This is a genomic window from Nocardiopsis sp. NPDC055824, from assembly GCF_053616335.1.
Genome location: NZ_JBSHDN010000087.1, coordinates 1 through 26,860, shown reverse-complemented (window position 1 = coordinate 26,860; position 26,860 = coordinate 1). Strand labels below are relative to the sequence as shown.

26 protein-coding genes and 2 pseudogenes are annotated in these 26,860 nt (G+C 73.0%); 16 read left to right on the top strand and 12 right to left on the bottom strand.

The window, feature by feature from the left end:
* Positions 1–46: 46 nt before the first annotated feature.
* Positions 47–2,329, bottom strand: a complete 2,283-nt coding sequence (locus tag ACWGL3_RS18330; RefSeq protein ID WP_452461592.1) for a protein kinase domain-containing protein — start codon at positions 2,327–2,329, stop codon at positions 47–49.
* Between the two features lie 170 nt (positions 2,330–2,499).
* Between ACWGL3_RS18330 and ACWGL3_RS18325 the strand changes: the two genes are divergently transcribed.
* The 7 genes and pseudogenes from ACWGL3_RS18325 (at position 2,500) to ACWGL3_RS18295 (ending at position 9,531) form a co-directional block, all read left to right on the top strand.
* A complete protein-coding gene (locus ACWGL3_RS18325) occupies positions 2,500–4,170 on the top strand; it encodes a protein kinase domain-containing protein (RefSeq protein WP_452461591.1) in 1,671 nt (556 codons plus the stop codon).
* Between the two features lie 106 nt (positions 4,171–4,276).
* On the top strand, positions 4,277–4,675 hold the full coding sequence (locus tag ACWGL3_RS18320) for a hypothetical protein (RefSeq protein WP_452461590.1): 399 nt from the start codon (positions 4,277–4,279) through the stop codon (positions 4,673–4,675).
* The gene (locus ACWGL3_RS18315) at positions 4,676–4,909 is read left to right on the top strand and encodes a DUF4258 domain-containing protein (RefSeq protein WP_452461589.1); all 234 of its coding nucleotides are present in this window, start codon (positions 4,676–4,678) and stop codon (positions 4,907–4,909) included.
* 5 nt (positions 4,910–4,914) lie between these two features.
* Positions 4,915–5,052, top strand: a pseudogene (locus ACWGL3_RS18310) (DUF2283 domain-containing protein); the annotation flags it as partial.
* A gap of 159 nt (positions 5,053–5,211) precedes the next feature.
* Positions 5,212–5,430: a helix-turn-helix domain-containing protein gene (locus ACWGL3_RS18305; protein ID WP_452461593.1), complete on the top strand. Its 219-nt coding sequence runs from the start codon at positions 5,212–5,214 to the stop codon at positions 5,428–5,430.
* A 74-nt stretch (positions 5,431–5,504) separates the two neighbouring features.
* Entirely contained in the window at positions 5,505–6,176 is a 672-nt protein-coding gene (locus tag ACWGL3_RS18300) for a uracil-DNA glycosylase (RefSeq protein WP_330158314.1), read from the top strand.
* A 106-nt stretch (positions 6,177–6,282) separates the two neighbouring features.
* Positions 6,283–9,531: an NACHT domain-containing protein gene (locus tag ACWGL3_RS18295; RefSeq protein ID WP_267945410.1), complete on the top strand. Its 3,249-nt coding sequence runs from the start codon at positions 6,283–6,285 to the stop codon at positions 9,529–9,531.
* Here the strand turns inward: ACWGL3_RS18295 and ACWGL3_RS18290 are convergent.
* Positions 9,528–10,337: an SIR2 family NAD-dependent protein deacylase gene (locus ACWGL3_RS18290; RefSeq protein WP_267945411.1), complete on the bottom strand. Its 810-nt coding sequence runs from the start codon at positions 10,335–10,337 to the stop codon at positions 9,528–9,530. The genes ACWGL3_RS18295 and ACWGL3_RS18290 overlap by 4 nt on opposite strands.
* 160 nt (positions 10,338–10,497) lie before the next feature.
* Here ACWGL3_RS18290 and ACWGL3_RS18285 point away from each other — a divergent pair, with 160 nt between their 5' ends.
* On the top strand, positions 10,498–11,382 hold the full coding sequence (locus tag ACWGL3_RS18285; RefSeq protein WP_452461588.1) for a sulfotransferase family protein: 885 nt from the start codon (positions 10,498–10,500) through the stop codon (positions 11,380–11,382).
* An 84-nt stretch (positions 11,383–11,466) separates the two neighbouring features.
* Here the strand turns inward: ACWGL3_RS18285 and ACWGL3_RS18280 are convergent, their stop codons facing one another.
* Positions 11,467–12,003 (bottom strand): RidA family protein, encoded by a 537-nt coding sequence (locus ACWGL3_RS18280; RefSeq protein WP_267945413.1) that lies wholly within the window; start codon positions 12,001–12,003, stop codon positions 11,467–11,469.
* Positions 12,004–12,095: 92 nt separating this feature from the next.
* On the opposite strand from ACWGL3_RS18280, the gene ACWGL3_RS18275 reads away from it, so the two are divergent.
* Positions 12,096–12,257 carry a hypothetical protein gene (locus ACWGL3_RS18275; protein ID WP_267945414.1) on the top strand — a complete coding sequence of 54 codons (162 nt, stop codon included), beginning with the start codon at positions 12,096–12,098 and terminating at the stop codon, positions 12,255–12,257.
* Positions 12,258–12,331: 74 nt separating this feature from the next.
* Here the strand turns inward: ACWGL3_RS18275 and ACWGL3_RS18270 are convergent, their stop codons facing one another.
* The gene (locus tag ACWGL3_RS18270) at positions 12,332–13,159 is read right to left on the bottom strand and encodes an aldo/keto reductase (RefSeq protein WP_267945415.1); all 828 of its coding nucleotides are present in this window, start codon (positions 13,157–13,159) and stop codon (positions 12,332–12,334) included.
* A gap of 239 nt (positions 13,160–13,398) precedes the next feature.
* Here ACWGL3_RS18270 and ACWGL3_RS18265 point away from each other — a divergent pair, with 239 nt between their 5' ends.
* Together ACWGL3_RS18265 and ACWGL3_RS18260 are read left to right on the top strand one after the other, a co-directional pair.
* Complete coding sequence (locus ACWGL3_RS18265; RefSeq protein ID WP_452461587.1) at positions 13,399–14,580, top strand: PucR family transcriptional regulator; 1,182 nt, start codon at positions 13,399–13,401, stop codon at positions 14,578–14,580.
* A gap of 396 nt (positions 14,581–14,976) precedes the next feature.
* Positions 14,977–15,663 (top strand): hypothetical protein, encoded by a 687-nt coding sequence (locus ACWGL3_RS18260; RefSeq protein ID WP_267945417.1) that lies wholly within the window; start codon positions 14,977–14,979, stop codon positions 15,661–15,663.
* A gap of 334 nt (positions 15,664–15,997) precedes the next feature.
* Here ACWGL3_RS18260 and ACWGL3_RS18255 read toward each other — a convergent pair.
* From ACWGL3_RS18255 to ACWGL3_RS18245, 3 genes and pseudogenes are all read right to left on the bottom strand, one after another.
* Positions 15,998–16,171, bottom strand: a pseudogene (locus ACWGL3_RS18255) (ATP-binding cassette domain-containing protein); the annotation flags it as partial.
* 39 nt (positions 16,172–16,210) lie between these two features.
* Positions 16,211–16,462, bottom strand: a complete 252-nt coding sequence (locus ACWGL3_RS18250; RefSeq protein WP_267945418.1) for an alpha/beta fold hydrolase — start codon at positions 16,460–16,462, stop codon at positions 16,211–16,213.
* Positions 16,463–16,843: 381 nt separating this feature from the next.
* Positions 16,844–17,845: an alpha/beta hydrolase gene (locus ACWGL3_RS18245; RefSeq protein ID WP_267945419.1), complete on the bottom strand. Its 1,002-nt coding sequence runs from the start codon at positions 17,843–17,845 to the stop codon at positions 16,844–16,846.
* Positions 17,846–17,937: 92 nt separating this feature from the next.
* Between ACWGL3_RS18245 and ACWGL3_RS18240 the strand changes: the two genes are divergently transcribed.
* From ACWGL3_RS18240 to ACWGL3_RS18230, 3 genes are all read left to right on the top strand, one after another.
* On the top strand, positions 17,938–18,447 hold the full coding sequence (locus tag ACWGL3_RS18240; protein ID WP_267945420.1) for a site-specific integrase: 510 nt from the start codon (positions 17,938–17,940) through the stop codon (positions 18,445–18,447).
* Positions 18,448–18,557: 110 nt separating this feature from the next.
* Positions 18,558–19,763 carry a cytochrome P450 family protein gene (locus ACWGL3_RS18235; RefSeq protein ID WP_452461586.1) on the top strand — a complete coding sequence of 402 codons (1,206 nt, stop codon included), beginning with the start codon at positions 18,558–18,560 and terminating at the stop codon, positions 19,761–19,763.
* A 193-nt stretch (positions 19,764–19,956) separates the two neighbouring features.
* A complete protein-coding gene (locus tag ACWGL3_RS18230) occupies positions 19,957–20,553 on the top strand; it encodes a Dps family protein (RefSeq protein ID WP_267945422.1) in 597 nt (198 codons plus the stop codon).
* A 213-nt stretch (positions 20,554–20,766) separates the two neighbouring features.
* Here the strand turns inward: ACWGL3_RS18230 and ACWGL3_RS18225 are convergent, their stop codons facing one another.
* Positions 20,767–21,717, bottom strand: coding sequence for an NADP-dependent oxidoreductase (locus ACWGL3_RS18225; protein ID WP_267945423.1), 951 nt, complete (start codon positions 21,715–21,717; stop codon positions 20,767–20,769).
* Between the two features lie 83 nt (positions 21,718–21,800).
* Here ACWGL3_RS18225 and ACWGL3_RS18220 point away from each other — a divergent pair, with 83 nt between their 5' ends.
* Both ACWGL3_RS18220 and ACWGL3_RS18215 read left to right on the top strand, forming a co-directional pair.
* Complete coding sequence (locus tag ACWGL3_RS18220) at positions 21,801–22,190, top strand: winged helix-turn-helix transcriptional regulator (protein ID WP_267945424.1); 390 nt, start codon at positions 21,801–21,803, stop codon at positions 22,188–22,190.
* A 128-nt stretch (positions 22,191–22,318) separates the two neighbouring features.
* Positions 22,319–23,125, top strand: a complete 807-nt coding sequence (locus ACWGL3_RS18215) for a sulfite exporter TauE/SafE family protein (RefSeq protein WP_267945425.1) — start codon at positions 22,319–22,321, stop codon at positions 23,123–23,125.
* A 96-nt stretch (positions 23,126–23,221) separates the two neighbouring features.
* Here ACWGL3_RS18215 and ACWGL3_RS18210 read toward each other — a convergent pair whose 3' ends face one another.
* From ACWGL3_RS18210 to ACWGL3_RS18195, 4 genes are all read right to left on the bottom strand, one after another.
* A complete protein-coding gene (locus ACWGL3_RS18210; protein ID WP_267945426.1) occupies positions 23,222–23,593 on the bottom strand; it encodes a hypothetical protein in 372 nt (123 codons plus the stop codon).
* Positions 23,594–23,847: 254 nt separating this feature from the next.
* On the bottom strand, positions 23,848–24,729 hold the full coding sequence (locus ACWGL3_RS18205) for an ABC transporter permease (RefSeq protein WP_267945427.1): 882 nt from the start codon (positions 24,727–24,729) through the stop codon (positions 23,848–23,850).
* Positions 24,722–25,492, bottom strand: coding sequence for an ABC transporter ATP-binding protein (locus ACWGL3_RS18200; RefSeq protein WP_267945428.1), 771 nt, complete (start codon positions 25,490–25,492; stop codon positions 24,722–24,724). Before ACWGL3_RS18200 ends, ACWGL3_RS18205 begins: the two co-directional genes overlap by 8 nt.
* A gap of 6 nt (positions 25,493–25,498) precedes the next feature.
* The gene (locus tag ACWGL3_RS18195; RefSeq protein ID WP_267945429.1) at positions 25,499–26,554 is read right to left on the bottom strand and encodes an ABC transporter substrate-binding protein; all 1,056 of its coding nucleotides are present in this window, start codon (positions 26,552–26,554) and stop codon (positions 25,499–25,501) included.
* Positions 26,555–26,860 lie beyond the last annotated feature (306 nt).

Below are 26,860 nucleotides of genomic sequence, written 5' to 3'. Positions count from 1 at the left end.
CGACCGTACCGGTCGCGGGGGCGTGGTCGGCCGGATCCGGCCCGGGTCAGTCCCGGGCGAGGACGGGGTCGGCCCACACAGGGTGGACGCTGTAGTCGTCGCTCTCCACCTCGAGGCGCAGGCGCAGGGCGTTGCGCACGTCCACCTCGATCTCCAGGGGCTCGCCCAGGCCCAGGGTCTCGGTGAGCTGCGGCTCCCCGTCCACGTGGACGATGAACGTGGTGGCGGCGTCCGCCCGCGAATCGTCCTGCACCCCGATGACGGCGGTGAAGGTGGTCCAGTTGCGGCCGAGGTCGTAGTCGACCCAGCCGGTGCACTCGGTGTACTCGGACTCCGCGCAGGCGCCGGGCGCCAGCGCCCGCGTGTACACCTGGCCGTCGACCTGCGCACGGCCCGTCTCCGGCTCCCAGCTCCCCTCCTGGTCGACGGAGACCACCTGCGTGAGCAGGGTGGTGTCCCCGCCGTTCGGGGCGCCGGACGCCACGTCCCCGCTCGGGTCGGTGTCGCCCGGAACCGGCCCGGTCTCCTCCTCGGCGGGCTCGGAGGCGGTGCCCGCCCCGTCGCTCCCGGACGGTTCCGGTTCCCCCGCTCCCGCTCCGTCCGGCTCCTCTGCGGCCGCGGTCGCGGAGGCTATCCGGACCATGACGTAGTAGGTGCCGGCGGAGCCCGCGAGCATGGCCAGGACGATGACGACCGCCAGCCCGATCAGCTTGGGCTTGCGCGACTTCCGCCGGGCGGGCGCCGCGGCGTCCGCGGGCGCGTGGGCCGCGGGGGCGAAGGCTCCGGTGGCCTCGGGGCGCGGGGGGACGCTCCAGCCGGGCCGGGAGCCGGCCGGCGCCTGGTGGGGCGGGTGGGCCGGGCCCGAGTGGGCGCCGGCCCCCGGCTGTGCGCCGCCGGCGGGCGGACGCCGGTTCGGCATGCCCTGTGCCGGTGCGCCGGGGTGCGGCCCGGTCTGCCCCGGCCTCCGGGGCGCCGGGCCCTGCCCCGTTCCCCGGGGGCCGCCGACGGGCGGTTGCGCCGCCTGGGACCGCTGGGGCCCCGGGGCGGCCTGGGGCGCGCCGCGCAGCCCGCCGACGGGGCGCGGGGGCATGTCGTCGGCGTCCGGCACCGACGGGCCGGACGGGGCCGGGGCGGACGCCTGCGCGGCGGGCGCCTCCGGGGGCGCGGACGGCCCCTCGGTGCCGGGCCGCTCCTGCTGCGGGGACGGGCCTCCGGCCGGGGCGCTCACCGGGGGCGGGCCGGAGAACCGGGCGCCCTGCGGCGGCGCGGCCCCCTCGGCGGCGGAGTCCTCGGCCCGCGGGACCGACGCACGGTCGTCCGGCGCGCCGGGCGCGTCCCCGGCGGAGGACTCCGGCGCGGACGGCTCCGCGGCCCCGTGGGGGGTCTCGGTCACGGCCGCTGCCAGGACGGCGTCGCCCGGGTCGGACGCCGGCCCGGTCCACGGCGCCGACGTGGCCAGCGACCGCAGGGCCCGGATCCAGTCCGCGGCCTCGGGGCGGTCGCCCGGTTCGGCCGAGAACATGGCCATGACGAGCTCGCGCTGCCGCTCCCCCGCGTTCGCGACCAGGGGCAGCGCGCCGAAGCGCTCGCGCAGCTGCTCGGGGGCGGGCGGCGGGTCCTCCCCGGTGAGGGTGAAGTAGGCGATGGCGCCGAACGCGTACCGGTCCGTGGCCGCCGAGTACTCGCCGGTGAAGATCTCCGGGGCCGCGTACCCGGGGGTGAACCAGGGGCGGGCGGTCATGTGGCGGGCGGCGATCCGGCTCAGCCCGAAGTCGACCAGCGTCGCCTGGCCCTCGTCGCTGATCATGACGTTGCCGGGCGACAGGTCCCCGTGCACCACCACCCGCTTGGAGGGGGTGGCGCGGCCGGAGTGCAGCACGTCCAGCACCAGGGCGACCTGCTCCAGGTAGCGCAGCGCCTCCCGCTGGCCGCGCGGCCCCTCCACCGCGTGCTCGGCCCGCCAGTCGCGCAGGTCCACGCCCTGGACGTAGTTCATGACCAGGTAGAGGGCGCGGTCGGTGTACTCGCCCGATCCTTCGGCCGGGTGTTCCGGGGCGCCCTCGAAGTGCTCGCGGACGCCGACCACCCCGAGCCGGTTGATGAAGCGCAGCAGCTCCGCCTGCTCGCCCCACCTGGCGCTGAGCTCGGCGAACTGCTCCTCGTTCGCGGTCACGTCGGAGTTGAGGACCTTGACCACGACGGGCTCGGTCTGTCCCGCCAGGGTCACCTCGGCGAGGTAGAGGGTGGCCTCGCCGCCGCGGCCCACCGATCGCACCAGGCGGTACTTGTCCGGTTGGGTGTCCGGACCGACGTAGAGATGAAGGCTCACTCTCTGACACTCATTCCACACGGGGGGTAGGCGCTTCTGGGGCGCAGGGGATCCCGCCCTCGGGCGGGAGACCACAGTAACGCGGTCGGATGTACTCTTACGCCCTGTACGACCGGAAGGCCGTAAGTGGCCGCCGGCCGTCTCGCGCGCGAACACGGACGGGGGCCGCGGTGACCGGAGAACGGGTCCTCGGCGGTCGCTACCGCCTGCTCTCCCTCCTGGGCCGGGGCGGGATGGGCGAGGTCTGGCGGGCCGTCGACGAACTCCTGGACAGGCATGTGGCCGTCAAGCTGATCCGGCCCGGCCGGGCGGGGTCCGAGGAGGTCTCCGCGCGGTTCCGCCGCGAGGCGCGGATCACCGCCCGCCTGGCGGGCCACCCCAACGTGGTGATCCTGCACGACTTCGGCCGGGACGACTCCCCCGGCGCCCCGGGCTCGGTGTACGCGGTCATGGAGCTGGTGTCCGGGCGCTCCCTGACGGCGGTCCTGCGGGAGAGCGGCCCGATGCCGGTGCCGCGCGCCGCCGACCTGGTGTCGCAGGCCGCGTCGGGCCTGGGGGCGGCCCACGCGGCGGGGGTCGTGCACCGGGACGTGAAGCCGGGCAACCTGATGGTGGTCGGGGAGGGCTCCGGGGGCGGCACCGTGAAGGTGCTGGACTTCGGGATCGCCGCCATCACGGCGGCCACCCAGAGCCGCCGCATCACCCAGACGGGCCAGGTCATCGGCACACCCCTGTACATGCCGCCCGAGCAGGTCCGCGGCGAGCAGGTCGAGCGGTCCGGCGACCTCTACGCCCTGGGCACGATCCTGTACCAGCTGCTGACGGGGCGTCCCCCGTTCCACTCCGACAACCCGCTGGCCGTGCTGCGCATGCACCTGGTCGACACCCCCGTGGCCGCAGCCGAACTGCGCCCGGAGGTTCCGGCGCCGCTGTCGGAACTGGTGGCGTCGATGCTGGCCAAGCGCCCGGAGGACCGGCCCGCGAGCGCCGAGGACGTGCGGGACCGGTTGGCGCCCTTCCTCCCCTCCCGCACCGAGCGGCCGTCCCGGCCGCGGTCCCTGCCGGGGCCGGTCGGCCCGGTCCCGGTCCCGGGCACCCGGCCGTACACGCGGGCGGGGACCACCCGCCCGGAGACGGTCGGCCCGGAGGAGCCCGCGCGCCTCCTGGCGCTGGTGGAGGAGGCCCGCGCTCCCGCCGACACGGGGCAGTTCGCGGCGGCCGCGCGGGAGCTGCGCGGACTGCTGCCCCGGCTGCGGGCGACGTTCGGCCCCGACCACCAGGACACCCTGCGGGCACGCCGCCAGGAGGCGTACCTGACCGGCAAGAGCGGGGAGCACCGGCGGGCGGTGGTCCTCCTGGACGCCCTGCTGTCCGACCTGCTGCGGGTCCACGGGGCCCGGCACCCGGAGACGCTGGCCGTCCGGTACTACCTGGCCACGAACGCGGGGCGGGCGGGCGACCACGCGCTGGCGGCGAGGGTGCACGAGGAGCTGGTGCCCGACCTGGTGGCCGTGCACGGGCCCGGCTCGGAGAGGGTGCTGACCACGCGCCTGTACCTGGCGTTCGAGGTCGGCGAGGCGGGCCGGCCGGAGCGGGCCGTGGAGCTGCTGGAGGAGCTGGTTCCGGACCTGACCCGGCGGCTGGGCGAGGACGACGCCGCGACGCTGCGGGCCCTCCACTACCACGCCGCCTACCTCGGCCACGCCGGACGCCCGGCGGAGGCCGCCCGGCGGTACCACGCGCTGCTCGCCCGGTACACGCGGGTGCACGGCGCCCGGAGCGAGGCGACGGCGCGCATCCGCGCCCACCTGCGCCAGTGGCAGGACCGCTCCCGCCGCTAGGAAGAGGATGCGCTCTGCGCACGAGGCTGCTCCCATCTCAACCGTGGCTCCTGGAGTCGGCCGATCTCCTGCGCGGACACGGGTATTCGCCCTAACCTCTGGACCCATGGGACACGACAACGCTGCTCCGCCGGAGTACGTCTTCCTCGTGGGACGCGAGATCGGCCTGGACGACGACTTCCTTTCTGTCCGCGATCCGACGTTACGTCTGCTGACAGTGGAGCACTTGCCCCTCGGAGTGGAGCTCGGTGTCGCCTTCGCTCTGTTGGAGCCTGGCTGGAGCGATCACACCGTGCATGTACATCTGGAAGTCGTCAGGCCTTCCGGAAACCCAGCCCTCAGTGTGAGCGGAACCATCGACCGGACCTCCTACGGAGGCTCTGGCATCTGGGCGCGAACCCTGCGTGTGCTCGTGGACGAGACCGGAACGTGGACCGTGTGCGCCAGAGCCGGCGAAGTCGTCGCGACACGGGTCGTCGACGTCGTCCTGGAAGCGGTGGAGTAGGTGCCACCCCGTTTCACACAGCACCTCGTGGAGAGGATGCGGCGGCGTCGTATCACGGAGCAGGACGTTCTTGCAGCCCTGGCCCGGCCTCTCATGGAAGTCCACGACGCGGAGAACAACTCCTACAAGCTGTACGGACGCACCGTTGATGGAAGGAAGATCTATGTCGCTGTGCACGACATGAGCTGGGGAACATCCGACCCTGTGATCAAGACGGTGGTGGAAGTATCGTGAAACACATGGCAGCTCCTCGAAAAGTGACCATCGATCAGGAAGCGGACGCCGGCTACCTCACGATCTCCGACGCTCCCGTGGAGAGAACGGCTGACCACGGGGCGTTCGTCGTGGACTACTCCGCCGACGGCAGGCCGGTGGGAATCGAGGTACTGACCTTGGAACGGCCGCTCGACGTGAACGGGGTACTGGAGGTACTGGAGGAGTCCGGTACCGACACGGATGCGGAGACCCGCGAATGGCTGCGGGTCTTCGCTGCCCAAATCACCGACTTCGACGACCACGTCCCCACGCCGTCAGCTGTGCGGGAACAAGGTTCGCGACCATCGCCTGGCGGGGTGCGCTTCCTCACCGTTGCCGAGGTCGCTTCCCTGATGCGCGTGTCGAAGATGACCGTGTACCGCATGGTGCACGCGGGTGTACTGCCTGCCATACGCGTGGCCCGGTCCTACCGGGTCCCAGAGCACGCGGTGCGGAGCTACCTGCGTAACACGAGCGCCGAGCTCAGCGCACGGGGGTGAGATCTATGGGTCGCGAGGAAGCCGATCGTCCGGACGGGGCGTCGATGTCGCTGTCTGCCGCTAGGGTTCTGGCCATGGCCAAGGACCTCAACGAAATCATGGAAGCCGGGTGGGCCAAGGCCCTGGAACCGGTCGCGCCCCAGATCGCCGCGATGGGCGACTTCCTCCGCAGGGAGGTCGCCGAGGGACGCACCTACCTGCCCGCCGGGGACAACGTCCTGCGCGCCTTCCAGCAGCCCTTCGACGACGTGCGCGTGCTCATCGTGGGCCAGGACCCCTACCCCACCCCCGGCAACGCCGTGGGGCTGAGCTTCTCCGTCGCGCCCGACGTGCGCCTGCCCGCGAGCCTGCGCAACATCTACAAGGAGATGCAGGACGACGTCGGCACGACCATGCCCTCCAACGGCGACCTCACCCCGTGGACCGAGCAGGGCGTGCTGCTGCTCAACCGGGTGCTGACGGTGGCCCCCGGCAGTGCCGGGTCGCACCGCGGCAAGGGGTGGGAGGCCGTGACCGAGCAGGCCATCCGGGCACTGGCCGAGCGCGACAAGCCGCTGGTGGCGATCCTGTGGGGACGCGACGCCCGCAACCTGCGCCCGATGATGCCGGGCGTGCCGTGCGTCGAGTCCGCGCACCCCAGCCCGCTGTCGGCGCGCAACGGCTTCTTCGGCTCCCGGCCGTTCAGCAAGACCAACGCGATGCTGGAGGAGCAGGGCGCCAAGCCGGTCGACTGGCAGCTGCCCTAGCGCCACCGGCTCCACCCCTTCCCCTGTCGACCTGCGGACTCGGCGCCTCCCCCGGTGCCGGGTCCGACCGCGTTCCACCCCCTGAAAGCGGAAAGGCCCCCTGGCCATGGCGAAAAGGCTCTCCTACGCGGACGCGCTGAAGATCCTCGGCAAGAACGACTCGGACCTCCTGGACTTCGCGGAGAAGCTGGCCGACGGCGGGCTCGGCCTGGTGGGGGTGCCGGACCTCTTCGGGGCCAGGTCCTACCTGGTCGGCAAGGGACGGCAGGCCGTCGAGGGGATCCGGGACAAGATCTCCGGCGAGAGCCGGATGTCGCGGACCGAGAGGATCGCGGCCGCCCGACGGATCCTCCTGGCCGTCTCCTTCCTGGAGGCGGTCGAGGAGTCCTGGGAGTCGGCCTCGGTGCCGTTCCCCCTGGAGGACCTGCGACCGGCCTCGGAGGGGCAGCTCGCGGTGGTCCTCCAGGGGGATCCGGCCGACCCCGCGCTGCCGGGAGCCCTGACCTCCGCGCACCTCCAGGAGACGGGCGGGGTCGATCAGGGGGACGTGCTCTACCTGGGCGCGGCCGAGGCCTTCGTCCGGGGGATCCCGGGGGCGGCCGCTGCCGCGGAGCACGGGATCACGTCCGTGGACCACCCCTCCCTCCAGCTGCTGGCGCTGGATCTGCCCCGGCGCGCGCACGACCGCTACCGGGAGAACTACCGCAGGCTCGCCTCGGAGATCCCCGAGTTCGGCATGTGGGCGCAGCTCGAGGCGCACGAGCACACGCGCCGGAGCCTGGACACCGGCCTCGGGGAGCTGCACCGGCAGCTCTCGGCGATCGCGTCACGGCGCGGGGTGGACGTCCGGCGCCGGGAGCTGGCCGCCTCCTACCGGGCGGTCCTGCGGCAGCCCGTCCTGAGGACGAACGAGACCGCGCCGGGTCTGGTCCTGCCTCCCCTGGAAGAGGCCTACATCCCGCCGCGCGGCCGGGTAGCGCGGATCCACGGCGGCGCCTCGCCCTCGACCGAGGAGTGGTGGCAGCGGCAGACCCTGTTCGACGACCTCCAGGGGTTCCTCGCCGCCCACCTCGTGCACACGGACAGCACCGGGTTCCCCACCGTCGTCCTCGGCCACCCCGGGGCGGGCAAGTCCAAGTTCACGGAGATGCTCTCCGCCAGGCTCCCCGAGTCCGACTTCCTGCCGATCCGGGTGGAGCTGCGGTCGGTCCTGCCCAACTCCCCCATCCACGTCCAGATCGAGGAGGGGCTGGCCGCCACCCTCCACACCAGGGTGTCCTGGCGCGAACTCGCCGAGTCCGCGGACGGCGCGCTCCCCGTCATCATCCTGGACGGCTTCGACGAACTCCTCCAGGCGACCGGGGTGGACCGCTCCGACTACCTGGAGCGGGTGCAGGAGTTCCAGCTCCAGCAGGAGGCCCTGGGCCGGCCGGTGGTGGTCGTCGTGACCAGCCGCACGGTGGTGGCCGACCGGGCGCGCTTCCCGGAGGGCACCACCGTGATCAGGCTGGAGCCCTTCGACGAGCCGCGGATCGGGCAGATGCTGGAGGTGTGGAACGGGGCGAACGCGCGGGCCTTCGCCTCCTCCGGCCTGGCCCCCCTCACGCCCGGGGTGCTGGCGCCGTACTCGGAGCTGGCCGAGCAGCCCCTCCTCCTGCTGATGCTGCTCGTGTACGACGGCGAGGGCAACGCCCTGCGCCGGGCGGGCGACGCCCTCGGGCAGGGCGAGCTGTACGAGCGGCTGCTGACCATGTTCGCCCGGCGCGAGGTGGAGAAGCACCGCTCGGGGCTGGGCACGCGCGACTTCGCCGCGGCGGTCGAGGACGAGCTGCGCCGCCTGGAGGTCGCCGCCCTGGCGATGTTCACCCGGCGCAAGCAGAGCGTCACCGCGGACGAGCTGGAGCAGGACCTCGCGGTCCTCATGCCCGACGCGGCGGTGCGCCCCGAGGACCCGGGCCCGCACGGGCGGATCGACGCCGCGCACCAGGTGCTGGGGCGCTTCTTCTTCGTCCACGAGTCCCGGGCCCGGGTGGGCGACGGATCCGCGAGCGTGTTCGAGTTCCTGCACGCCACCTTCGGCGAGTACCTGGTGGCCAGGGCCGTGGACGCGGCCCTGGCCGACCTGGACGACGCCCGGGCGCGTTCGTCGCGCCGCCGGGGCAGGAGCGTCCGCACGGACGACGGCGAGCTGTTCGCCCTGTCGTCGTTCGCGAGTTATGCCGGACGCGACAAGGTGGTGGACTTCCTCTCGGAGATGCTGGAGCGGCGGTTCGCGGAGGAGCCGGAGGCCCGCGAGGACTACGCCGGGCTGCTCGTGGAGCTGTTCCAGGAGGCGCCCTTCCCGGCCTCCAACCGGTCCTACACCGAGTACGAGCCGGCCCGGCTCCGGCTGTCCCACCGCGAGGCGAACTACACCGCCAACCTCATGATCCTGCTGGTCCTGGTCAGGCAGGAGCCGGTGAACGCCCTGGAGCTGTTCCCCGGGGCCGAGGAGCCCGACCAGTTCCTCCGGGGCACGACGTCGATGTGGCGCCTCCTGCCCGGCTCGGAGTGGTACAGCATCATGTCCGCGATCCGCGTCCGCCACCTGGACGGCTGGTCGGAGGACGGCGTGGTCACCGTGCTGGAGCGGGAGGACGGCTCGCCCGTCGACGTCGGGGAGTGCATGGGGTTCGAGCTGAGCAGGCGAAGGCACCCCGGCCCGGTGGTCATGGACCCCTACGGCGTCACCGTGCCCTACGACTCGGTCACCTCCCGCCTGATCCGGTCGATGGCGATGCGCGTCAACGGCACGGCGGCGCGTTTCGCGCTCGGGCTCGTGCCGTACCTGCGCCACGTCTCCGACGACCTGGGCACCTGGTACCAGGACCCGAAGGACGACCGGGTCTGGGCCGAGCTGCACGAGGTCCAGCGGCTGCGGATGGAGCCCCCTCAGCTCCACCCCCACCAGCGCCTGGACAGCTACCGGAGGCTGCTCTCCCAGACGAGTCTGGGCCGCCTCGAACTCATCACGCTGACCCAGGCCGCCGCCGACCTGGCCGCGGCCTCGACCGCGCCCTTCCCGACCGTGCTGCCCGAGCAGCTGGCGAAGCTGCTGCGCCGCTACTTCGCGCACCTGCGGGAGGTCGTCCCCGGCCCCCTGCTCGGCGCGGACCTCGTCATGCCGGTCCTGGCCTCCCTGCCCGGGGACATCGTCACCGCCCAGGTGAGGGAACACGTCCTGGGGCTCCTGCGCGCGGCCGACCCTGGGGCGGAGCCGCCCCCGTCCGATCCCCCGCCGGTCGACGCGGCCTTCCCCCTCCGGCGGGTGGAGTCCGCCGCGAACCAGTACGGCAGCGGCGGTGGCGGCGGCTAGTTCCGCGGCGCCGTCCCGCGGACGCGGCGCACCAGGGCCGGGACGACCTCCCCGATGGGGTCGTGCAGGACCGCCCCCGCGAAGTCGTCGTAGGGGGTGGGCTCCGCGTTGACCACGACCAGGGCGGCGCGCGCCATCATCGCCACGTCGCACAGCCCGGCCACGGGGTGGACGGTCAGCGAGGTCCCCACGGCCATGAACACGTCGCACTCCTGGGCGGCGCGGGTGGCCTCGCCGATGACGTCGGGGTCGAGCCGCTGGCCGAAGGAGATGGTGTCCGCCTTCTGGATGCCGCCGCATACGAGGCAGTGGGGGTCGGACTCCTCGTCCAGCCGCTCCAGCACCACGGGGGTGGGGGTGCGCAGCCCGCACGCCATGCACATGATGCGCAGCATGGTGCCGTGCACCTCGATGACGGCGTCGTCGGGCACCCCGCCGCGCTGGTGGAGGCCGTCGATGTTCTGGGTGATGAGAGCCCGCAGCCGGCCCATGGCCCGCAGGTCGGCGAACGCCCGGTGCGCGGCGTTGGGCTCGGCCTCCCACACCGGGTGGACGCGGCGCTGCGACCACACCTCGCGGCGCACGTCCACGTCGCCCATGTAGGAGTCGATGTCCGACATGGCCTCCGCGCTCGGGTTCGTCGTCCACAGTCCCTTCGGCCCCCGGAAGTCGGGGATCCCGGAGTCGGTGGAGACGCCGGCGCCGGTGAGCACGGTGATGCTCCCGGCTGAGGAGAGGAGGTCGGCGGCGCGCTCGAACTCCTCGGGGTCGGCGAACGGCGCGGAACGGGTGCTCATCGAGGCCATACCCCATTGTTGCAGCGGCGCCGGACCGGGGCTTCCCGAGGCTCTCCCCGACCCGCCGCGCCCCTCCGGAGGGCCGCGGCGCCGGGAACTCGCGGACGCGGAGCGTGAAACGCGCGGCCGATGCACACGAGAGGGGCAAAGGGTGCAAAAATCGACACAAATGAAGCAGCCGTCCTACATCCTCGTGGTCAACGGGACCAAGGTCCAACGCCCGGTGTTCGTCCTGGGCGCCCCCCACTCCGGGATCTCCGAGGTCTCCCGCGCCCTGGCCCGCGCACCCGGGTTCCACCTGGGGGCGGGGTCCCCGGGCGTGCTCAACGCCGTCTACGCCGTGGCCAGACGCCCCTCGCTGGCGCGGGAGAAGGTCGCGGGAACGGCGAGCCTCCTGCGCGAGGCCTACGCCGAGGCCTGGCAGCTCACCCCGCTGACCTGTCCCAAGTGCCCCGGCCCGTGGGCCCGCGTGCCCGCGAACGCCTCCGCGGAACCGTGCGAGCACAGCGCCGATGCCCTCCGCTACGGCGACGCGAGCCCCGACCTGCTGTTCGCCGCGAGCGCCCTGCACGCGGCGTTCCCGGACGCGCTGTTCGTCCAGATCATCCGGGACGGCCGCGACGTCATCGCGGACATGATGGACGACGAGCGCTCCCTGGCCTGGTTGAAGCCGAGCTTCATGAAACTGGACCACGAGTTCCCGAACCACTTCTTCGGGCTGGAGGACCAGTCGGACCTGGACGCGTTCACGGAGGGCTCCACCGCCGCCAAGTGCGCGATGCGCTGGCGGGGCGCGGTGCGCATGTCGGCCCTGCTGCGCCGGGAGATCGGGGCCGACCGGCTGCTGACCCTGCGCTACGAGGACGTGCACGGCGGCGAGGTCGAGACGGCGGAGCGGCTGCGGGAGTTCTGCGGGGCCCGGGTGTCGGCGTCGGAGCTGCTGACCGAGCAGGCGTGGGGCGTGGGTTCGTGGCGCGAGCGCCTGTCCCGGACCCAGTACACGGACGTGCACGAGGTGGCGGGCGTGGAGCTGTCCCGGCTCGGCTACATGTGAACGCCGCGCCCGCCCACGGGACCTGACCCCGACCACCGGGGCGCGGCAGGGCGCCGGGCCCGGACAGGCCCCGGCGCCCCGGGGCTACGGGCGGGTGCGCCCGGGCCGGACGCCCGGGTCGCGCGCCGCGAGGGGGTCGGCCGCCAGCGTCTCCTCGGCCTCCTCGACCAGCTCCCGCGCCTCGGCCCTGTGGAGGAGGTCGTCCGCGGCGTCCTCGGGGATCACGGCGGTGCACGTCAGCGCCACGAGGGCGTCGGGGTCCATCAGGTCGGTCACGCCCACCGCCGTCATCGGCGGGTAGTAGCGGCCCATGTGCCGCCGGTAGACGGACCCGATGGTGCCGCTGTTGACCCGGTAGGAGTGCATCGACGTGGTGTACACGCACATGTCCACCACGTGGGCGGGTTCGGCGCCGGCGGCCCGCAGCGCCTCCACCAGGTTGGCGAGCGCCTGGTCGAACTGCTGCGCCACGGAGTCCCCGACCACCTTGCCGTCGGGGCGCCGCGAGGTCTGTCCGCCGACGCGGACGAGGCGCCCGGGTCTGACCACGAGCGCGTGGGAGTACCCCACCGGATCGGCGAGGGAGAGCGGGTTGACGATCTCGTGCGGTGTCCGGTCCATCGGCGTGCCCTCCGGGTTGGTGCGGCTCCCGTCGCCCGTCCCGGAACGGTCCCCCGGAGGGTGTTCCGAGGACGTGCGGCTACGATGAGCGCATGTCGATCTCACTGCTGCTGTCCGCCCTGGCCCTCGTCGCCGTGCTGGCGCTGTTCGCCGCCATCTTCATCGGAGGCGCCGTCTACGTCGGCCGTGTCCGCCGCAACGGCACCGAGTCCGTCCTGGCCGGCGCCCGCAGGCACCGGGAGCTGCGCGGCTAGCCCGCGCCCGTCCGGCCCGGACCCCGGCTTCCGGCCGCTGCCGGTCGGAGGCCGTCGCCGGCCGGGGCCGGCGCCTAGTCGCCGTCGAACTCGTCCGGGTCGGGGCCGAACCTCGTGTCGGAGTCGAGCCCGCTGATCCGGTCCATCTCCTCCTCGGAGAGCTCGAAGTCGAAGATCTCGAAGTTGGAGCGGATGCGCTCGGGGGTCACCGACTTCGGGATGACCACGTTGCCCAGCTGGACGTGCCAGCGCAGGAGCACCTGGGCCGGGGTGCGCTCGTGCTCCTCGGCGACCTCGGTGACACCGGGGTGGTCGAGGAGCTTTCCGTGTCCCAGGGGGCTCCACGCCTCGGTGGCGATGTTGTGCTCGGCGTCGAAGTCGCGCACGGCCTTCTGGGTGAGCAGCGGGTGCAGCTCGACCTGGTTGACCATGGGCGTGATCCCGCCCTCCTCCATGACCCTCTCCAGGTGCGGCACCTGGAAGTTGCACACCCCGATGGCCCGCACCCGCCCCTCGGCGTAGAGGCGTTCCAGCGCCTTCCAGGTCGGCACGTAGAGGTTGCGCCGGGGCAGCGGCCAGTGGACCAGGTACAGGTCGACGGTCTCCGTGCCCAGGCGGTCGGCGCTGGCGTCGAAGGCCCGCAGCGTGGTGTCGTAGCCCTGGTCCGGGTTGGCGAGCTTGGTGGTCACGAAGAGGTCGTCGCGGTCCAGTCCCGATCTGCGCAGGGCCTCGCCGACCCCGCGTTCGTTGCCGTAGGCGGCCGCGGTGTCGATGCTGCGGTAGCCCGCCTCCAGCGCGGTGGAGACCGCCTGCTCCACCTCGTCGTCGGGCACCTGCCACACCCCGTAGCCCAGCTGTGGAATGCGCACACCATTGGCCAGTGTGATGCCCGGAACCGTCATCTTTTTTCATCCCCCGTCGGCCCTGAACGGCCCTGCTGTCGTACAGTGCACGGCATTCCCCGTGCCGCAGTCGCATACTGCCATGTCAACACGGGTGGCGGCCCGAAGCTGCGCCGCTCGTGTGCGGGCTTTTTACCGTTGCCCCGGGCCGAAGGCGGCTCCGGCCCGGACCGCTGCGCCCGGCGTGTCGCCGCGCGCGGCGCCCGGTAGGCTGCCGGCCCGGGACGGGAGGTGGGCCGGTGGGGCACGAACAGCGCGCCCGTGTCAGCGCCGGGCTGGCGCGGGAGCGCGCGGGGCTGGTGGAGCGGATCGTCGCCGAGGTGTACGCCGAGGTCCCGGCCTACCGCGCGCTGCACGGGTCGCAGCTGGAGGAGGTGCGCGCGATCACCGGGTGGCTGGTGTCCCGGTCGATGGAGCTGTGGGCGGCCGGGGAGACCCGGCTGCCCCCGGACGACGTGGAGCGGCTGCGGGGCATCGGGCGCTCCCGGGCCGCGGACGGGCGTTCGATCGGCGCCGTCGTCCGGGCGCACCGGGTCGGATCGGCGGCGGCGGTGCGCGCCGTCTCCGAGCACGGGGCCGACGGGCTCGACGCGGCGGACGTGTTCGCTCTGGGCGAACTCTGGCTGACCTCGATCGACCAGATCTCCGAGAGCCTGGCGGAGGGCCACGCCGAGACCGCCCACCGGCTGGACGCCGACCTGGAGAGGGCCCGGCGGGCGTTCCTGGACGACCTCCTCATCGGACGGCAGGCCTCGCAGGGGGCGATCCGCGACCGGGCGAGGACCCTGGGCATCGCCCCGCCCGACCCCGCGGTCCTGGTGGTGGCGCAGCCGGAGGGGACTCCCCCCGTCGGCGCCCCGCAGGGGGACGCCGTGTCGGCGGGGATGGCGCTGCTCGGCCTGGTCGAACCGGTCGGCGCGGACCCGCTGCTCACCACGCGCGCGGGCCGGGTGGTGCTGCTGGCCTCCCCCGCCGACGCCGGCAGGGTGGCCGCCGTGCTCGGCGCGCACCCCTGGCGGGGGTGCGTCCTGGCGCCGCGCGCCCTCGCCGACATGTCCGCCGCCTACCGGTTGGCCGACGACGCGCTGGAGACCGCGCCCCCGCACGCGTTCAGCCCCGAGGGGCTGCTGCGTGACTCCGACGCGTGCGTGCTGGCCCTCCTGAACGGCGGCCCGGTCACCCCGTCCGCGGTCCGCCACGCCGTGCTCGGCCCGCTCCTGTCGGCGGGCGGCGCCCACCTGCTGGAGACGCTGCGCGCCTATTTCCGGGAGGGGGCGGCGACCACCGCGGCGCAGGCCCTGCACGTCCACCCCCAGACCCTGCGCTACCGGCTGCGCCGGGTGCGGGAGCTGACCGGGCACGACCCGCACCGGCCCTGGCCGCGCTTCGTGCTGGAGACCGCCTGCGCCATCGCCCCCTGACGCGGGGCGGACCGTCCCGGGGCGGACGCCCGCGCCCCCGGGCGGCGCCGGGGGCTCCCACGGAACGGGAGCGGGCCCGGAGCCGCGAACCCGGTCCGCGCCCGGAAGCCGTGCGCGTCCGGCGGAGGGCCTGGCGCGGGGCGGCCCTGCGCGGACGGGCGCCGCTCGGTCGTCGTCGCCGACGGCACCGGCGGCGAGCGGCTGCCCGCCCCTCTGGTCGGCCTCGCCGTGAGCGTAGGTCGCTGGAACCGCCGCGATCCCGGCTGCACTCGACCGGCTCGACGCGAACGGCAACCCGGACGGCGGCGTCGGCCGGTTCCGCCGAGGGAGAGGGGCTTCAGCCGCCAACTGCCCGCCCACCGCCCACCGGCAGAAGGCCGACGCTAGGATCTTGGCATGGCGAAGGGCAAGGTGCAGCGGCGGGCGCGGAAGATCCTGGGCGAGAAACCCGTGGCCCTGGTCTGGTGTGAGATCCACAAGCCCATCCCCGCACCGCCCAAGGACGTTCACCGTGCTGCAGGCAGAGGACGCCTGAAATCGCGCCACCACTGGTTGTGGTACGCCGGAGCCGTGGTGTTCTTCTTCGTGGTCGTACCGATGATCTTGCTGGACAGTCTCAGCCGTAGACTCGACCAACGGCTGTCGGGACGGAGCCGTGACGGTCAGACCGGGCAGCCGTGTCCACCCGACACACAGCGTTCCGGCCGTGGCCGCTCTCGTGAGAGGGATCGCGGGCAGGACCCGACCAACGGGGTCTTCGACGGGGACTGGAACCTGACCGCGGGCCAGCTGCTGCTGCGTTGGTACGGGTACTCGCCCAACCCTAAGCGCCTGGTCATGCTGGCCCGCGACCGCATCTGCGTGGCGGCGTCCCCTCGCCGTCGGCTGTCGCCGACCAAGGCCGACGATTTCCGGACCGTCACGGAGTTCACCCTCGACCAAGCCCGGATCGACGGTGAGGCGGGCCAGCCGCGCGGGTACGCCACCTTCCGGCTCGCGTTCGCCGACGGTTCCTGGCTGGAGTTGGGCCGACTCGGCGAGCCGGAAGACGCCGATCACTTTCTGCGCACGGTCAGCGGCTGATCAACCCTTCCGGCTGCCCCGGCCGCTCAGTCCCCTTCGCCTTCGAAACCCCCGCCCCCGTCGACGACCGGCGGGACCCTGCTCAAGCCGCCATCACGCTGAATACCCTCCACGAACTTCTGCGGGGCGACACCATGGAGCTCGCCGCACGATCGTGGCAGGCGGGGGGCGCCTCACCGGCCGCCGGGCCACCGCCCCGGCTCGGTCATCAGGGCGACGCCGTCTTCGATCTCTTCCGGCCGCCAGCCGACGATGTCGAGCAGCAGGCCGTCCAACGGCCGGCCGACCGGAGCGGTGTGCGTCTGGTGCGGCGGCGGGCCCGGGCGGGGCCGTCGTGGCCGTGCACCCGGCCGCACAGCAACTGTTCGTCGTCGCACATCGCCGTCAGGGCGGTGGTCTTTCCGGCGCCGTTGGGGCCCACGATGCCGTAGAACATTCCAGGCGGAATGCTCAGGCTGAGCCGGTCGACGGCGAGCCTGGCGCCGAAGCACTGCGTCAGGTCCGCCACTTCGATGGCGGGAACACAGGGATTCTGCAACGGACTTCCTCACTCGGCCGTGTGGGCGAGGATCGCCTCGGCCAGCTCCTGGTGGATCTGCGACGGCAGCGTGTGCCCCATGCCCGCCACGCGCATCAGCCGCGCCCCCGGGACCCGCCCCGCGATGACCGCGCCGTGCCCCGGTTTGACCGGCTCGTGGGTGCCCTCCACGACCAGCGTGGGAGCCCGCACCCGGTGCAGCGCGTCCACCGGCTCGACGTCGGCGCCGAACCCCTCACTCCAGATGCTCACGTTCTGCATGCCTCACAGCATGGCGTCCCCGACCACGGGAGCCTTCCGTGGAACTACTGGCCTGACGCGTTCACCGGGCGGGTCCGGATCTTGGTGTCGGAACGCAGAAGTGCTCCCTGAGCTGTGATGATCCGACTTGCCGAAGATCGAGGCATCGCAGCTGGGAGCACTTGCCGCGTGACCTCCACAACGTCTCGTCGGAGGCCGACGCATGCCCTCGGGGTTCGACGGAGCCGGGATGCCGGACACTTGTCGGTCCAGAACCGTGGAGGGCTCCGTGTCACGCGGCTATCCGCCTGGGTTCCGTCGCGAGGCTCCTCGACCTCGTTGCTACGGACGCCTGGCCGGCACGTTGGCCATCCCGCGACCGACTACCGCCGGAGGAGACCGTCAGTTGGTGGCGAGAAGGTGCTCCAGCCAGTTGCGGCGTGCCGCGACGGCGGCCCTGCTGATCCGCGCCTCGGGGGCTTTCCGGTCGAAACCGTGGATTCCGCCGGGCCACACGTGCAGCTCGGCTTCGCCGCCGGCCTGCCAGATCCGGTCGGCGTAGGCGAGGATCTCATCGCGCAGACACTCGGCGGAGCCGACGTCGAGGAAGGTGGGCGGCAGGTCGGCCAGGTCAGTGGCGCGGGCGGGCGCAGCGTACTGCGGCACGTCAGGTCCGCCCTGGGCGTCGCCGAGCAGCGAGCTCCAGGCGAACCTGTTGCGGCTGCGGTCGAAGAGTTCGACGTCGTCCATCTGCAGGGCCGAGGCGCTGTCGTTGCGGTCGTCGAGCAGCGGCGCGATCAGCAGCTGGCCGAGCAGGCGGGGGCCGCCCTTGTCGCGCACGGTCAGAGCCAGCGCGGCGCCGAGGGTGCCGCCAGCGCTGAAGCCCGTGACGACGATGCGCTCCGGGTCGATGCCGAGTTCGTCCGCGTGGTCGGCGACCCACAGCAGACCGGCGTAAGCGTCGTTGATCTGGGCGGGGTAGGGGTGCTCGGGCGCGAGCCGGTAGCCGACCGAGATCAGCGTGGCCCCGAACCGCTCGGCCGTCTCAAGTATCTCGTCGAGCTCCGTGCGGTGATCGCCGCAGTAGAAGCCGCCGCCGTGTATGGAGTAGAGCACCGGCCGTGATGCGGGCGCGCCGGAGGGTGTGCACACCAGCAGGGGGATCTCGGGGGCGCCGTCCAGCCCGGGCACCGAAGGCTGGAAGACGGTGAAGCGACCGCCATGGCTGAGGTCCCCGAGCGCCGCCACTGCGGCGTCGGTCTCCGTGCGGATCACCGACAGCTTCTCGAGGCTCATCGGCGCCGAGTCCGCCTCCTCCGCCAGGTAGGCGTCATAAGCGACCCGAAGTTCGGCATCGAGAGGAACGGGAACGGCGGGCACGGTCTTTCCGGGTTCGAGATTCATACGCGCACGCTAGCGCTGCTGCTCCTTTCGCACCATCCGGATTTCACCGCCTTCGGTGCCCGGCGCCGTCCGCGACCCGCTCTACATTCTGGATGCCCCGCACCCCCGCGACGGCGGCCCCCGACCTCTCGGCGAGGAAGGGGAGCGTGCGGGTGCGCGGCAAGGGACGGTCGGGCGGCAGGGACCACAGCGTGCCCCTGTACGCCCGGGCCCGCACCACCCCGGCCGAACTCCTCGGCGAGCTCGGCCGTCCCGCCGCCGGGCCGCTCATCCGCGACCGCGACGGCCGCGCGCTGTCCACCCGCGCCGCCGACACCGTCGTGTGCACCCTCGGGGCCGCGGCGGGGATCGGGCCGGCCGACGACGGCGAGGCCTTCGGACCGCACGTGCTGCGCCACACCTTCGGCACCGACCCGGTGCGCGGCCGCGGCAAGGTGGCCACCGCGCCGGTCGACGTGGTGCTGGTGGCCGAGCTGAGGGGCCATGCGGACCTGAACACCACTCGCCGCTACACCCTGCCGAGCGAGGTGGACAAGGCCCGCGCGCTGGAGGCGCTCACCACCGACCGGTGGGCCCGGGAAGGCCTGGCGCCACATCCGTAGCACTCCTCCTCGACCCCCGGAACGGCCACCGGCCGGGGCCCTTCGGCGTAGCCCCGTGGGGCGCGGGGGTAGGAAGCACCCGGAGCACCCCCCGGTACGAAAGGCACGCCATGTCCGTTTCCCCACCGCAGCTGCACGGTCCCGAGTTCGAGTCCGACCCCCACCCCGCCTACCGGTGGCTGCGCGAGCACTCCCCCGTGCACCGCGTGGACCTGCCCGGAGGCGCGTGGGCCTGGCTGGTCACCCGCCACGCCGACGCGCGGCGGGTCCTCGCCGACCCCGACATGCTCAAGGACCCCGCGGCGGGCGACGCCGCCTGGCGCGCGGCCGGCCTCGGTCTCCCCTACGACCACCGGCCCAGCCTGGTGCGCAGCATGGTCAACGTGGACGCGCCCGACCACACGCGGCTGCGCCGGGTCGCGGGAGGGGCGTTCACCCCGCGCCGGGTCAGAGCCCTGAAGGAGAGCGCCGAACGCGTCACCGCGGACCTGGTGGACCGCATCGCGGCCTCCGACCGGCCGGACCTGGTCCGGGACCTGGCCTATCCGCTGCCCATCGCCATCATCTGCGACATCCTCGGCGTTCCCGGGGCGGACCGGCCCGAGTTCCACCGGCGGGCCGCGGTCATCGACTCCTCGTCCTACGAGGAGATGGAGGCCATCGCCGCGACCACCGACTGGTTCGACCGCTACCTGGGGGAACTGGTGGAAGCCCGCCTGGCCGAACCCTCCGACGACCTGCTGGGCGACCTGGTCGAGGCGCACCGCTCCGGGGAGCTGAGCCGCGACGAGGTGACGTCCACGGCGTTCCTGCTGCTGGTCGCCGGGCACGAGACCACGGTGGCCCTGATCGGGAACATGCTCTTCACCCTGCTGCGCCGCCCGGAGCGCTGGGAGGGCCTGTGCGCGGACCCGGCCCTCCTCGGCCCGGCGGTCGAGGAGTCCCTGCGCCTGGAGAGCCCCCTGCAGAACGCGACCTGGCGGTTCCCGGGCAAGCCGACCACCGTGGGCGGGGTCGCGCTGGAGGCGGGCGAGCCGGTCCTGGTCTCCCTGCTGTCCGCGGGCCGGGACCCCGGGCGCTACGACGACGCCGACGGGTTCCGGCCCGGGCGCGGGGACGCGCACCTGGCGTTCGGGCACGGGGCGCACTTCTGCGTCGGGGCGCAGCTGGCGCGGATGGAGGCCCGGGTGGCGGTCGGCGCCCTCCTCGACCGGTTCCCCGGACTCCGCCTCGCGGTGGACGAGTCCGAGCTGCGGTGGTGGCCGAGCATGATCATGCACGGCCTGTTCGCCCTGCCCGTGCGTACGGGGAGGTAGCGGCGGGCGGGGCCCGTCGCGGGCGGCCCCTTCCGGGCCCGCACCGGAAGCGGCGAAAGCACAGAAAACTTACTCCCGGTTGGCTGGACGTTAGCCGCCCGGCACCGGTGGGTAACCGAGACTGACACACGGAGCGCGCCACCGTGTGCGCTCCAGTCGCGAGACGAGTCACACCGACTGGAGGGGGACCAGAGTGACGACCGCAGACCGCAAGGCCGGAACGACGCCCAAGCCCAGGAGCAGCCAGCCGTGGCTGCACCAGAAGGGCAAGGAGATCCAGGAGTTCGGCACGGTTCGCCAGCTTCCGGTCGGCCTCTCCTACGACGCGCGGATGTACTCGTGCCAGCGGCTGAACCAGGTGCTGTGCGACACCCGCATCCTGCACGACCTGTACAAGAAGCACCACTGGCTGATGCGCGGGCAGACGTTCTACCAGCTCCACCTGCTGATGGACAAGCACGCCGACGAGCAGACCGAGCTGATCGACACCATCGCCGAGCGCGTCCAGACCCTGGGCGGCGTGGCGGTCGGGGACCCTCGGCACGTCGCCGAGATCACCAACGTCCCGCGTCCGCCGAACGGCGTCGAGGAGGTGCCCGCGATGCTCTCCCGCCTCCTGGAGGCGCACGAGACCATCCTGGAGGACTGCCACGACGCCGCCGCGCGCACCCAGGAGATGGGCGACGACGGGACGAACGACCTGCTGGTCTCGGAGGTGATCCGCGTCAACGAGCTGCAGGCCTGGTTCGTGGCCGAGCACCTGGTGGACACCCCGCTCGTCCACGCCTGAGGCGTCCGGGCCCCGCACCGCCGGACGGCGTGCGGGGCCCGCGGGCGCCCGCAGCCGGGTCGCGTACGGCGTGCCCGCCCCGGGCACCGGGGATTCGTGCCCCGGTCCGCTCGGGACCCCGCAGGTCCCCGGAGCGGGAACCTGCCGCGACCGGGAGGGGCCGGGCCCGGCTCCTCTCCGCGTGCCCGCGTCCGGCGTCGCCCCGTGGCCGGGTCAGGTCAGGGTCAGCACGATCTTTCCGGTGGTGCGGCCCGTCTCCCCCAGCTCGTGCGCCTCGGCGGCCTCCTCCAGGGGGAAGGTCGCGGCGACCAGCGGCTTCAACCGCCCCTCCTCCACGAGCGCGGTGACCGCCTCCAGGCCCTTGTGGTCGGGTTCGACCATCAGGGTCACGCCGCGGACGCCCGCGCCCGCCTTCTCCGCGGCCCGGGCGACCCCCTCGGTGTCGAAGGGGTTGGCCAGGCCGATGTACAGCCCGCCGGGCCGCAGGGTGCGCAGCGACCGCTCCAGGTAGTCGCCGCCGATGGCGTCGAGCACCACGTCCACGTCGCCGACGGCCTCGGCGAAGTCCTCGGCCGCGTAGTCGACCACCTCGTTCGCCCCCAGGCCCAGGAGGAGGTCGTGCTTGGCGGCGCTGGCGGTACCGATCACGTGGGCTCCCCGGGCCCTCGCGATCTGGACGGCCAGGTGGCCCACGCCCCCCGCCGCGGCGTGGACGAGGACGCGCTGTCCTGCTCCGACGTCCGCGGTGTCCACCAGGGCCTGCCAGGCGGTGAGCGCGGCGAGCGGGAGGGCGGCGGCGTGGACGTGGTCGAGTCCCGCGGGCTTGGGGGCGAAGTGCCGCGCGGGGCCGGTGACCTGGTCGGCGTAGGCGCCGGGGGTGTCGGGGAAGTTCGGCATCCCGTAGACCTCGTCGCCGACGGCGAAGCGGGTGACCCCCGGGGAGACGGCGGTGACGACCCCGGAGACGTCCCAGCCCTGGCCGAAGGGGGGCGTGTACCAGTAGCCGGTGGTCCGCATCTTCCAGTCGGTCGGGTTGACGCCGGCCGCGTGCACCCGCACCCGGATGTGGGTGGGCGCGGGCTCGGGCACGGGGGCCTCGACGATCTCCAGGACCTCGGGGCCGCCGACGGACTTCTGCTGGACGGTGCGCATGTGCTCTGTCATGCGCCCAGCTTCCCGGCTAAGGTATCCCTTGTATAGAAGGCACTTTCCCCATCTGTAGGTACCTGGTGTATACCACTCCTGACTTGCGAGAACTCGGCGGCGCCGATGTCTACCTGCGGAACTGTGCGTCCCGCAACGTCCTCTCCCTGCTGTCCAACAAGTGGCTGTGCCTGGTGGTGGGGGTGCTCTCCCAGGGCCCCGCGCGCTTCGGCGAGCTGCGCCGCCGCCTGGACGGCATCACGCAGAAGATGCTGACCCAGACCCTGCGCGAGATGGAGCGGGCGGGGCTGGTCGACCGCCGGGTGTACCCGACGACCCCGCCGCGCGTGGAGTACAGCCTGACCGCGCTCGGAGCCGAGGTGGAGGCGCTGATGGGGTCGATCCGCCTGTGGTCGGAGGAGCACATGGACGAGATCGCCTCGGCGCGCGCGGCCTACGACGAGCGCGCGTCCCGGGCGGTGGAACCCCTGTAGCGCTCGGAAACGGCGCGGGAGCGGGACCGCCGGGGGGACCCGGGGCCGGGGACACCGCCGCCACCGGACATCCGCGGTGGAGTACCCACAATCCCCCTAAAACCCACTTGTTTAGTAGAGTTATCCGCATGGAGATCCTCGTCGCCGTCATGGCCGGATTCGCCGTCGCGGCCGTGACGGCCCCCGTGGGGATCTCGGGGGCCGTCCTCCTGCTTCCCGTGCAGCTCAGCGCCCTGGGGATGCACGGACCCGCGGTCAGTGCCACCAACCTGCTCTACAACGTGGTGGCCACGCCGCTGGGCCTGAGCCGCCTGGCCCGGTCGGCGCGCGGCCACGGCGCGGAGATGCTCGTGGCCTCGGCCGCCGCCGTGCCCTGCGCGGTGGCGGGCGCCGCCGTGCGCGTCACCTGGCTGTCCGATCCCGCGCTCTTCCGCGGCCTGCTCGCCGTGCTCATGCTCGCCATGGGGGCGCGCCTCCTCGCGGTCCGCCGGGCACGGGCTTCCGCTCCCCCGCCGACAGGGGCCGGGGGCGCGCGGCCCGCACACGGGGGCCGCGCCCTGCTCGCGCTCGCGGCGGGCGGCGCGGCGCTGTTCGGCGCGGCGGTGGGCATCGGCGGCGGCTCCCTGCTGTCGCCACTGCTCATCGGCGCGGCCGGGTGGCTGACCTCGCGGGCCGCCGTGGTGGCCCTGACCACCACCCTGGCCACGTCCGTGGTGGGCCTGACCGCCTACGCGGTGTTCGACCGTATCGGTTTCGGCGCGGCCCCGGCCGCCCCCGACTGGGGCGTGGGCCTGGCGCTGGGGCTCGGCGGCGCGCTCGGCTCCCTGGTGGGAATCGGGTTCTCCCGCCGCCTGGGAGAGCAGCCGCTGCGCTTCCTGCTCGGCGCGCTCGTCACGGCCACCGGCGTGGTCTACCTGGCCGGCCTGCTGCCCTGAGGCCGCCGGGACAGGGACCCGTCGCGATGGCCCTTCCGCCCGACGACGACGGGGCCGGGCCGCGCCTCGCGGCCCGGCCCCGGTACGAGCGGTCCTCTAGTAGACCTGCGCGTGGAACTGCGGAGCGGCGAAGGTGCCGCCGGTGGAGAAGTCCACGCTCCTGCCGCTCGGGATGCGGTAGCCCCCGGTCGACTTCAAGCGCCCGCCGCTGTTCCTGATGGTCACGTAGTAGCCCTCGTTGCCGTTGGTGCTCACACTGGTGCACTGGCCGGAGTTGACGACGTAGGTGGAGAAGCCGCCGCGGTCCGGGAAGGTCGCCTGGGCGGAGTAGCCGGAGCCGACGTTGCAGAGCCGGAAGGTGCCCGCGGCGGAGGCCGGGGAGGCGGCGGCGAGCGCGAGGCCGAAGGTGAGGAGCAGGCCGGCGAGCACCGACGAGGTCAGGGCCTTGCCTCTGCGGAAGATGGACATGTGCGTCTCCAAAAACCATAGGGGGTACGGGCCGGCCGAGCGGGGACCGGGACGTGCCGGGGGTAGTGGCGCAACGCAGTCAACCACACACCAGCCGTCAAAAACCAGGTTTGTGTGGCTTTTTTGTTGGCTTCTTGTTGTTCTTGTTGGTTTTGCTTGGGTTAACACCCCGGTCCAGCCCTGTACACCGAGAACGGGGAGGACGCGCGCCCCCGCGCACGTCCTCCCCGTCCCTTCCCGCGGGCCCGTACCGGTCAGGAGCCGGTGATGCCCCAGCGGCGGCGCAGGGCCCGGTCGGCCCAGTTGAAGAACACGTCGATGACGATGCCGACGACGAGCACGATGATGATGTAGCTGAGCAGCCGTTCGGCGTCGTTGAGCTGGCGCGCCTGGCTGAGCGCCCACCCGATGGAGTTCTGCTGGTTGATGATCACCAGCAGCTCGCCCGCCATCAGCGAGCGCCAGGCGAAGGCCCAGCCCTGCTTGAGGCCGGTGACGAACATCGGCAGGGCCGCCGGGATGATCAGCACCGTGTACCGCTGCACCCCCCGCAGGCCCATCACCTGCCCGGCCCGCAGCAGCGACGGGGACACGTAGTCGATGCCCGAGGTCAGCCCGCCCGCGATGGAGGGGGCCGCGCCCAGCACGATCACGAACATGATCGCCGACTCGCTGATGCCGTACAGCAGCATCGCGAACGGGAACCACACGATGGAGGGCATCGTCTGGAGCCCGGTGATCAGCGAGCCGATCGCCACCCGCAGCGGCTTGAACTGCGAGACCGCGATGCCGATGATCACGCCCACGACCAGGGCCAGGGCGAAGCCGGTCAGGGCCCGCCGCATGGTGACCTGGACGGCCTCCCAGAACTCGGGTGTGGTGATCTCCCGGAAGAGGGTCGGCAGCACCCTGTCCGGTCCGGGGAAGACGAACTCGGTCCGCCACCCGGACCACACCACCGCTTGCCAGGCGAGCAGCACCAGGGCCACCGCGGCCAGCTTGGGCCAGGTCGCTGCCCAGATCCTCCCGGCGGTCTCGGCGGCACTGCGCTCCCCCGTACCGCGCCGGGGCTGGAGTTCGAGTGCGTCGAGTCCGCGGACGCGGCGCCGGTCGTCCCGCACATCGGTGTCAGGCATGGCGCGAGACCTCCTCGCGGAGTCGGTCGGTGATGGTGGCGGCCTGCTCGGCGATCTGCACCGAGTCGATCCGGCGGGGGCGCTCGCCCTCGACCGGGAAGGCGTCGATCACCCGGCCGGGGCGGCTGGACAGCAGCACGACCCGGTCGCCCAGGCGCACCGCCTCGCGCACGTTGTGGGTGACGAAGAGGATGGTCAGCTCCTTCTCGCGCCAGATCCGCTCCAGCTCGTCGTGGAGGATGTCGCGGGTCATGGCGTCCAGCGCGCCGAACGGCTCGTCCATGAGCAGCACGTCCGCGTCCTGGGCCAGCGCGCGGGCCAGGGCGACGCGCTGGCGCATGCCGCCGGACAGCTCGTGGGGGCGCTTGCGGTCGAAGCCGGTGAGCCGCACCAGGTCCAGGAGTTCGGCGACGCGCTTCCTGCGCTCGGCCCGGGGCACCTTGTTGACCTTCATGGGCACCTCGATGTTGGCGCCCACGGTCAGCCACGGGAACAGCGCGGCCTCCTGGAACATCATCGCGACCTTGTGGCCGCCCGCGTCCACGCTGCCCGTCGTGGGCTGTTCGAGTCCGGCGACGAGGGAGAGCAGGGTGCTCTTCCCGCAGCCGGACGCGCCCACGATGGCGAGGAACTCCCCGGTGCCGACGGTGACGGACATCCCGTCGATCGCGGTCACGGCGCCCTTGCCGTGTCCGAAGACCTTGGAGATGTCCTGGATCTCCACGGCGGCGGTGCGCGCGGGCGTCTCTGTGACGGTGGTCATGGGCCTCTACCCTTCCAACCCGGCGACCCGCTCGCGGCCGTCCTCGGCGAGGAGACCGTTGAGCAGGTCGAGGGCGTAGATTCCGTTCAGGTCGACGGGTTCGAGCAGTCCGACGGCCTCGGCTCTGTCGGCGCCGGCGAGCAGCGAGGGGGCGACGGGGTCGACGGTAAAGGCCACGTTGTCGAAGGCCGACGCGGTGATGCCGGGGTCGAGCCGCGCGCCGGTGAGCGACTCCAGATGGTCCCCGGCCGCCGCCCGCGCCCGTTCGGGCTCCTCGTTGAGCAGGTCGACGGAGGCGATGTGGCCGCGCAGCAGGTCCTCGACCACCTCGGGGTTGCGGTCGAGGAACTCGGCGCCGACCGCGAGGTGGGTGGTGACGAACCGGCCGTCGGTCTGCGGCCACAGGTCGGCCTCGTCGATGAGCAGGTGCGCGTCGTCCTCGGCGAGCACCCGACTCAGGTGGGGCTCGGGCAGCCAGGCGCCGTCGATCTCGCCGAGGGCGAAGGCGTCCACGGTCTCGGCGTTGGCCTGGGGCACGATCGACAGGTCTCCGCCCCCGGCGGTGTCGACGTCCCAGCCCTGCTCCTCGGCGATCCAGCGCAGCGCCACGTCCTGGGTGCCGCCCAGCTGCGGGGTGGCCAGGGTGGTGCCGCGCAGGTCGTCCAGGGAGTCGATGCCCTCGCGCACGACGAGCCCGGTCCCCCTGGTGGCGGCCCCGGCGACGACGTGCAGCGCCTGGCCCTCGGACTGCGCCCACCCGTTGACGGCGGGGCTGGGGCCGAGGTAGGCGGCGTCGACCTCGCCGGAGAACAGGGCGTTGACGGCGTCGGGGCCGCTGTTGAAGATGCGGGTGTCGAAGGCGACGTCCTCGCCGAGGGCGCCGGGGATGATCCCGTCCTGGACGCCCACGAGGGCCGGGGCGTGGGTGATGTTCGGGAAGTAGCCGAGGGTCAGCGAGGACCCGTCGGCCTCCTCGGCGCCGGCCGCCCCGCACCCGGTGGCGGCCAGGCCGACGGCCAGGGCCGCCAGGGCGGTTCTCAGGGGGAGGGAGGGCACACGCATGGAGTGGTCCTTTTCGTGCTGCGTCGGAGGACGAGCAAAACTCTACTTAATAAGTAGGTTTTGTGGAAGCAGGCGAATCGTCCCCCGCTTCCCGAATGACCAGCCCAAACACCCCGAACCGCACTCCAGGGATGACCCCACCCACCGAGAAGACCCAGGTCAGAACGGCGCGCCGGTCGCGATGCGCGCCACCGGGCACCCGCCGCACCCCCGCGCCACGCCAGCACGGTCGGCAGCACTCCGCATAATGTGATCCAGATCACCACGCCTCGCCCGGGTGTGTCGGAGGCCCGAGATGGCCCGGCG

Excerpts from the sequence above, each read along its gene's own strand:
- ACWGL3_RS18240 (WP_267945420.1), top strand. The coding sequence starts at position 17,938 with ATGCCCCGCACCCCCGCGACGGCGGCCCCCGACCTCTCGGCGAGGAAG.
- ACWGL3_RS18250 (WP_267945418.1), bottom strand. The coding sequence starts at position 16,462 with ATGCAGAACGTGAGCATCTGGAGTGAGGGGTTCGGCGCCGACGTCGAG.
- ACWGL3_RS18295 (WP_267945410.1), top strand. The coding sequence starts at position 6,283 with ATGGCGAAAAGGCTCTCCTACGCGGACGCGCTGAAGATCCTCGGCAAG.
- ACWGL3_RS18320 (WP_452461590.1), top strand. The coding sequence starts at position 4,277 with ATGGGACACGACAACGCTGCTCCGCCGGAGTACGTCTTCCTCGTGGGA.
- ACWGL3_RS18245 (WP_267945419.1), bottom strand. The coding sequence starts at position 17,845 with ATGAATCTCGAACCCGGAAAGACCGTGCCCGCCGTTCCCGTTCCTCTC.
- ACWGL3_RS18270 (WP_267945415.1), bottom strand. The coding sequence starts at position 13,159 with ATGACGGTTCCGGGCATCACACTGGCCAATGGTGTGCGCATTCCACAG.
- ACWGL3_RS18225 (WP_267945423.1), bottom strand. The coding sequence starts at position 21,717 with ATGACAGAGCACATGCGCACCGTCCAGCAGAAGTCCGTCGGCGGCCCC.
- ACWGL3_RS18290 (WP_267945411.1), bottom strand. The coding sequence starts at position 10,337 with ATGGCCTCGATGAGCACCCGTTCCGCGCCGTTCGCCGACCCCGAGGAG.
- ACWGL3_RS18205 (WP_267945427.1), bottom strand. The coding sequence starts at position 24,729 with ATGCCTGACACCGATGTGCGGGACGACCGGCGCCGCGTCCGCGGACTC.
- ACWGL3_RS18235 (WP_452461586.1), top strand. The coding sequence starts at position 18,558 with ATGTCCGTTTCCCCACCGCAGCTGCACGGTCCCGAGTTCGAGTCCGAC.
- ACWGL3_RS18285 (WP_452461588.1), top strand. The coding sequence starts at position 10,498 with ATGAAGCAGCCGTCCTACATCCTCGTGGTCAACGGGACCAAGGTCCAA.
- ACWGL3_RS18300 (WP_330158314.1), top strand. The coding sequence starts at position 5,505 with ATGGCCAAGGACCTCAACGAAATCATGGAAGCCGGGTGGGCCAAGGCC.
- ACWGL3_RS18200 (WP_267945428.1), bottom strand. The coding sequence starts at position 25,492 with ATGACCACCGTCACAGAGACGCCCGCGCGCACCGCCGCCGTGGAGATC.
- ACWGL3_RS18195 (WP_267945429.1), bottom strand. The coding sequence starts at position 26,554 with ATGCGTGTGCCCTCCCTCCCCCTGAGAACCGCCCTGGCGGCCCTGGCC.
- ACWGL3_RS18215 (WP_267945425.1), top strand. The coding sequence starts at position 22,319 with ATGGAGATCCTCGTCGCCGTCATGGCCGGATTCGCCGTCGCGGCCGTG.
- ACWGL3_RS18210 (WP_267945426.1), bottom strand. The coding sequence starts at position 23,593 with ATGTCCATCTTCCGCAGAGGCAAGGCCCTGACCTCGTCGGTGCTCGCC.
- ACWGL3_RS18275 (WP_267945414.1), top strand. The coding sequence starts at position 12,096 with ATGTCGATCTCACTGCTGCTGTCCGCCCTGGCCCTCGTCGCCGTGCTG.
- ACWGL3_RS18280 (WP_267945413.1), bottom strand. The coding sequence starts at position 12,003 with ATGGACCGGACACCGCACGAGATCGTCAACCCGCTCTCCCTCGCCGAT.
- ACWGL3_RS18260 (WP_267945417.1), top strand. The coding sequence starts at position 14,977 with ATGGCGAAGGGCAAGGTGCAGCGGCGGGCGCGGAAGATCCTGGGCGAG.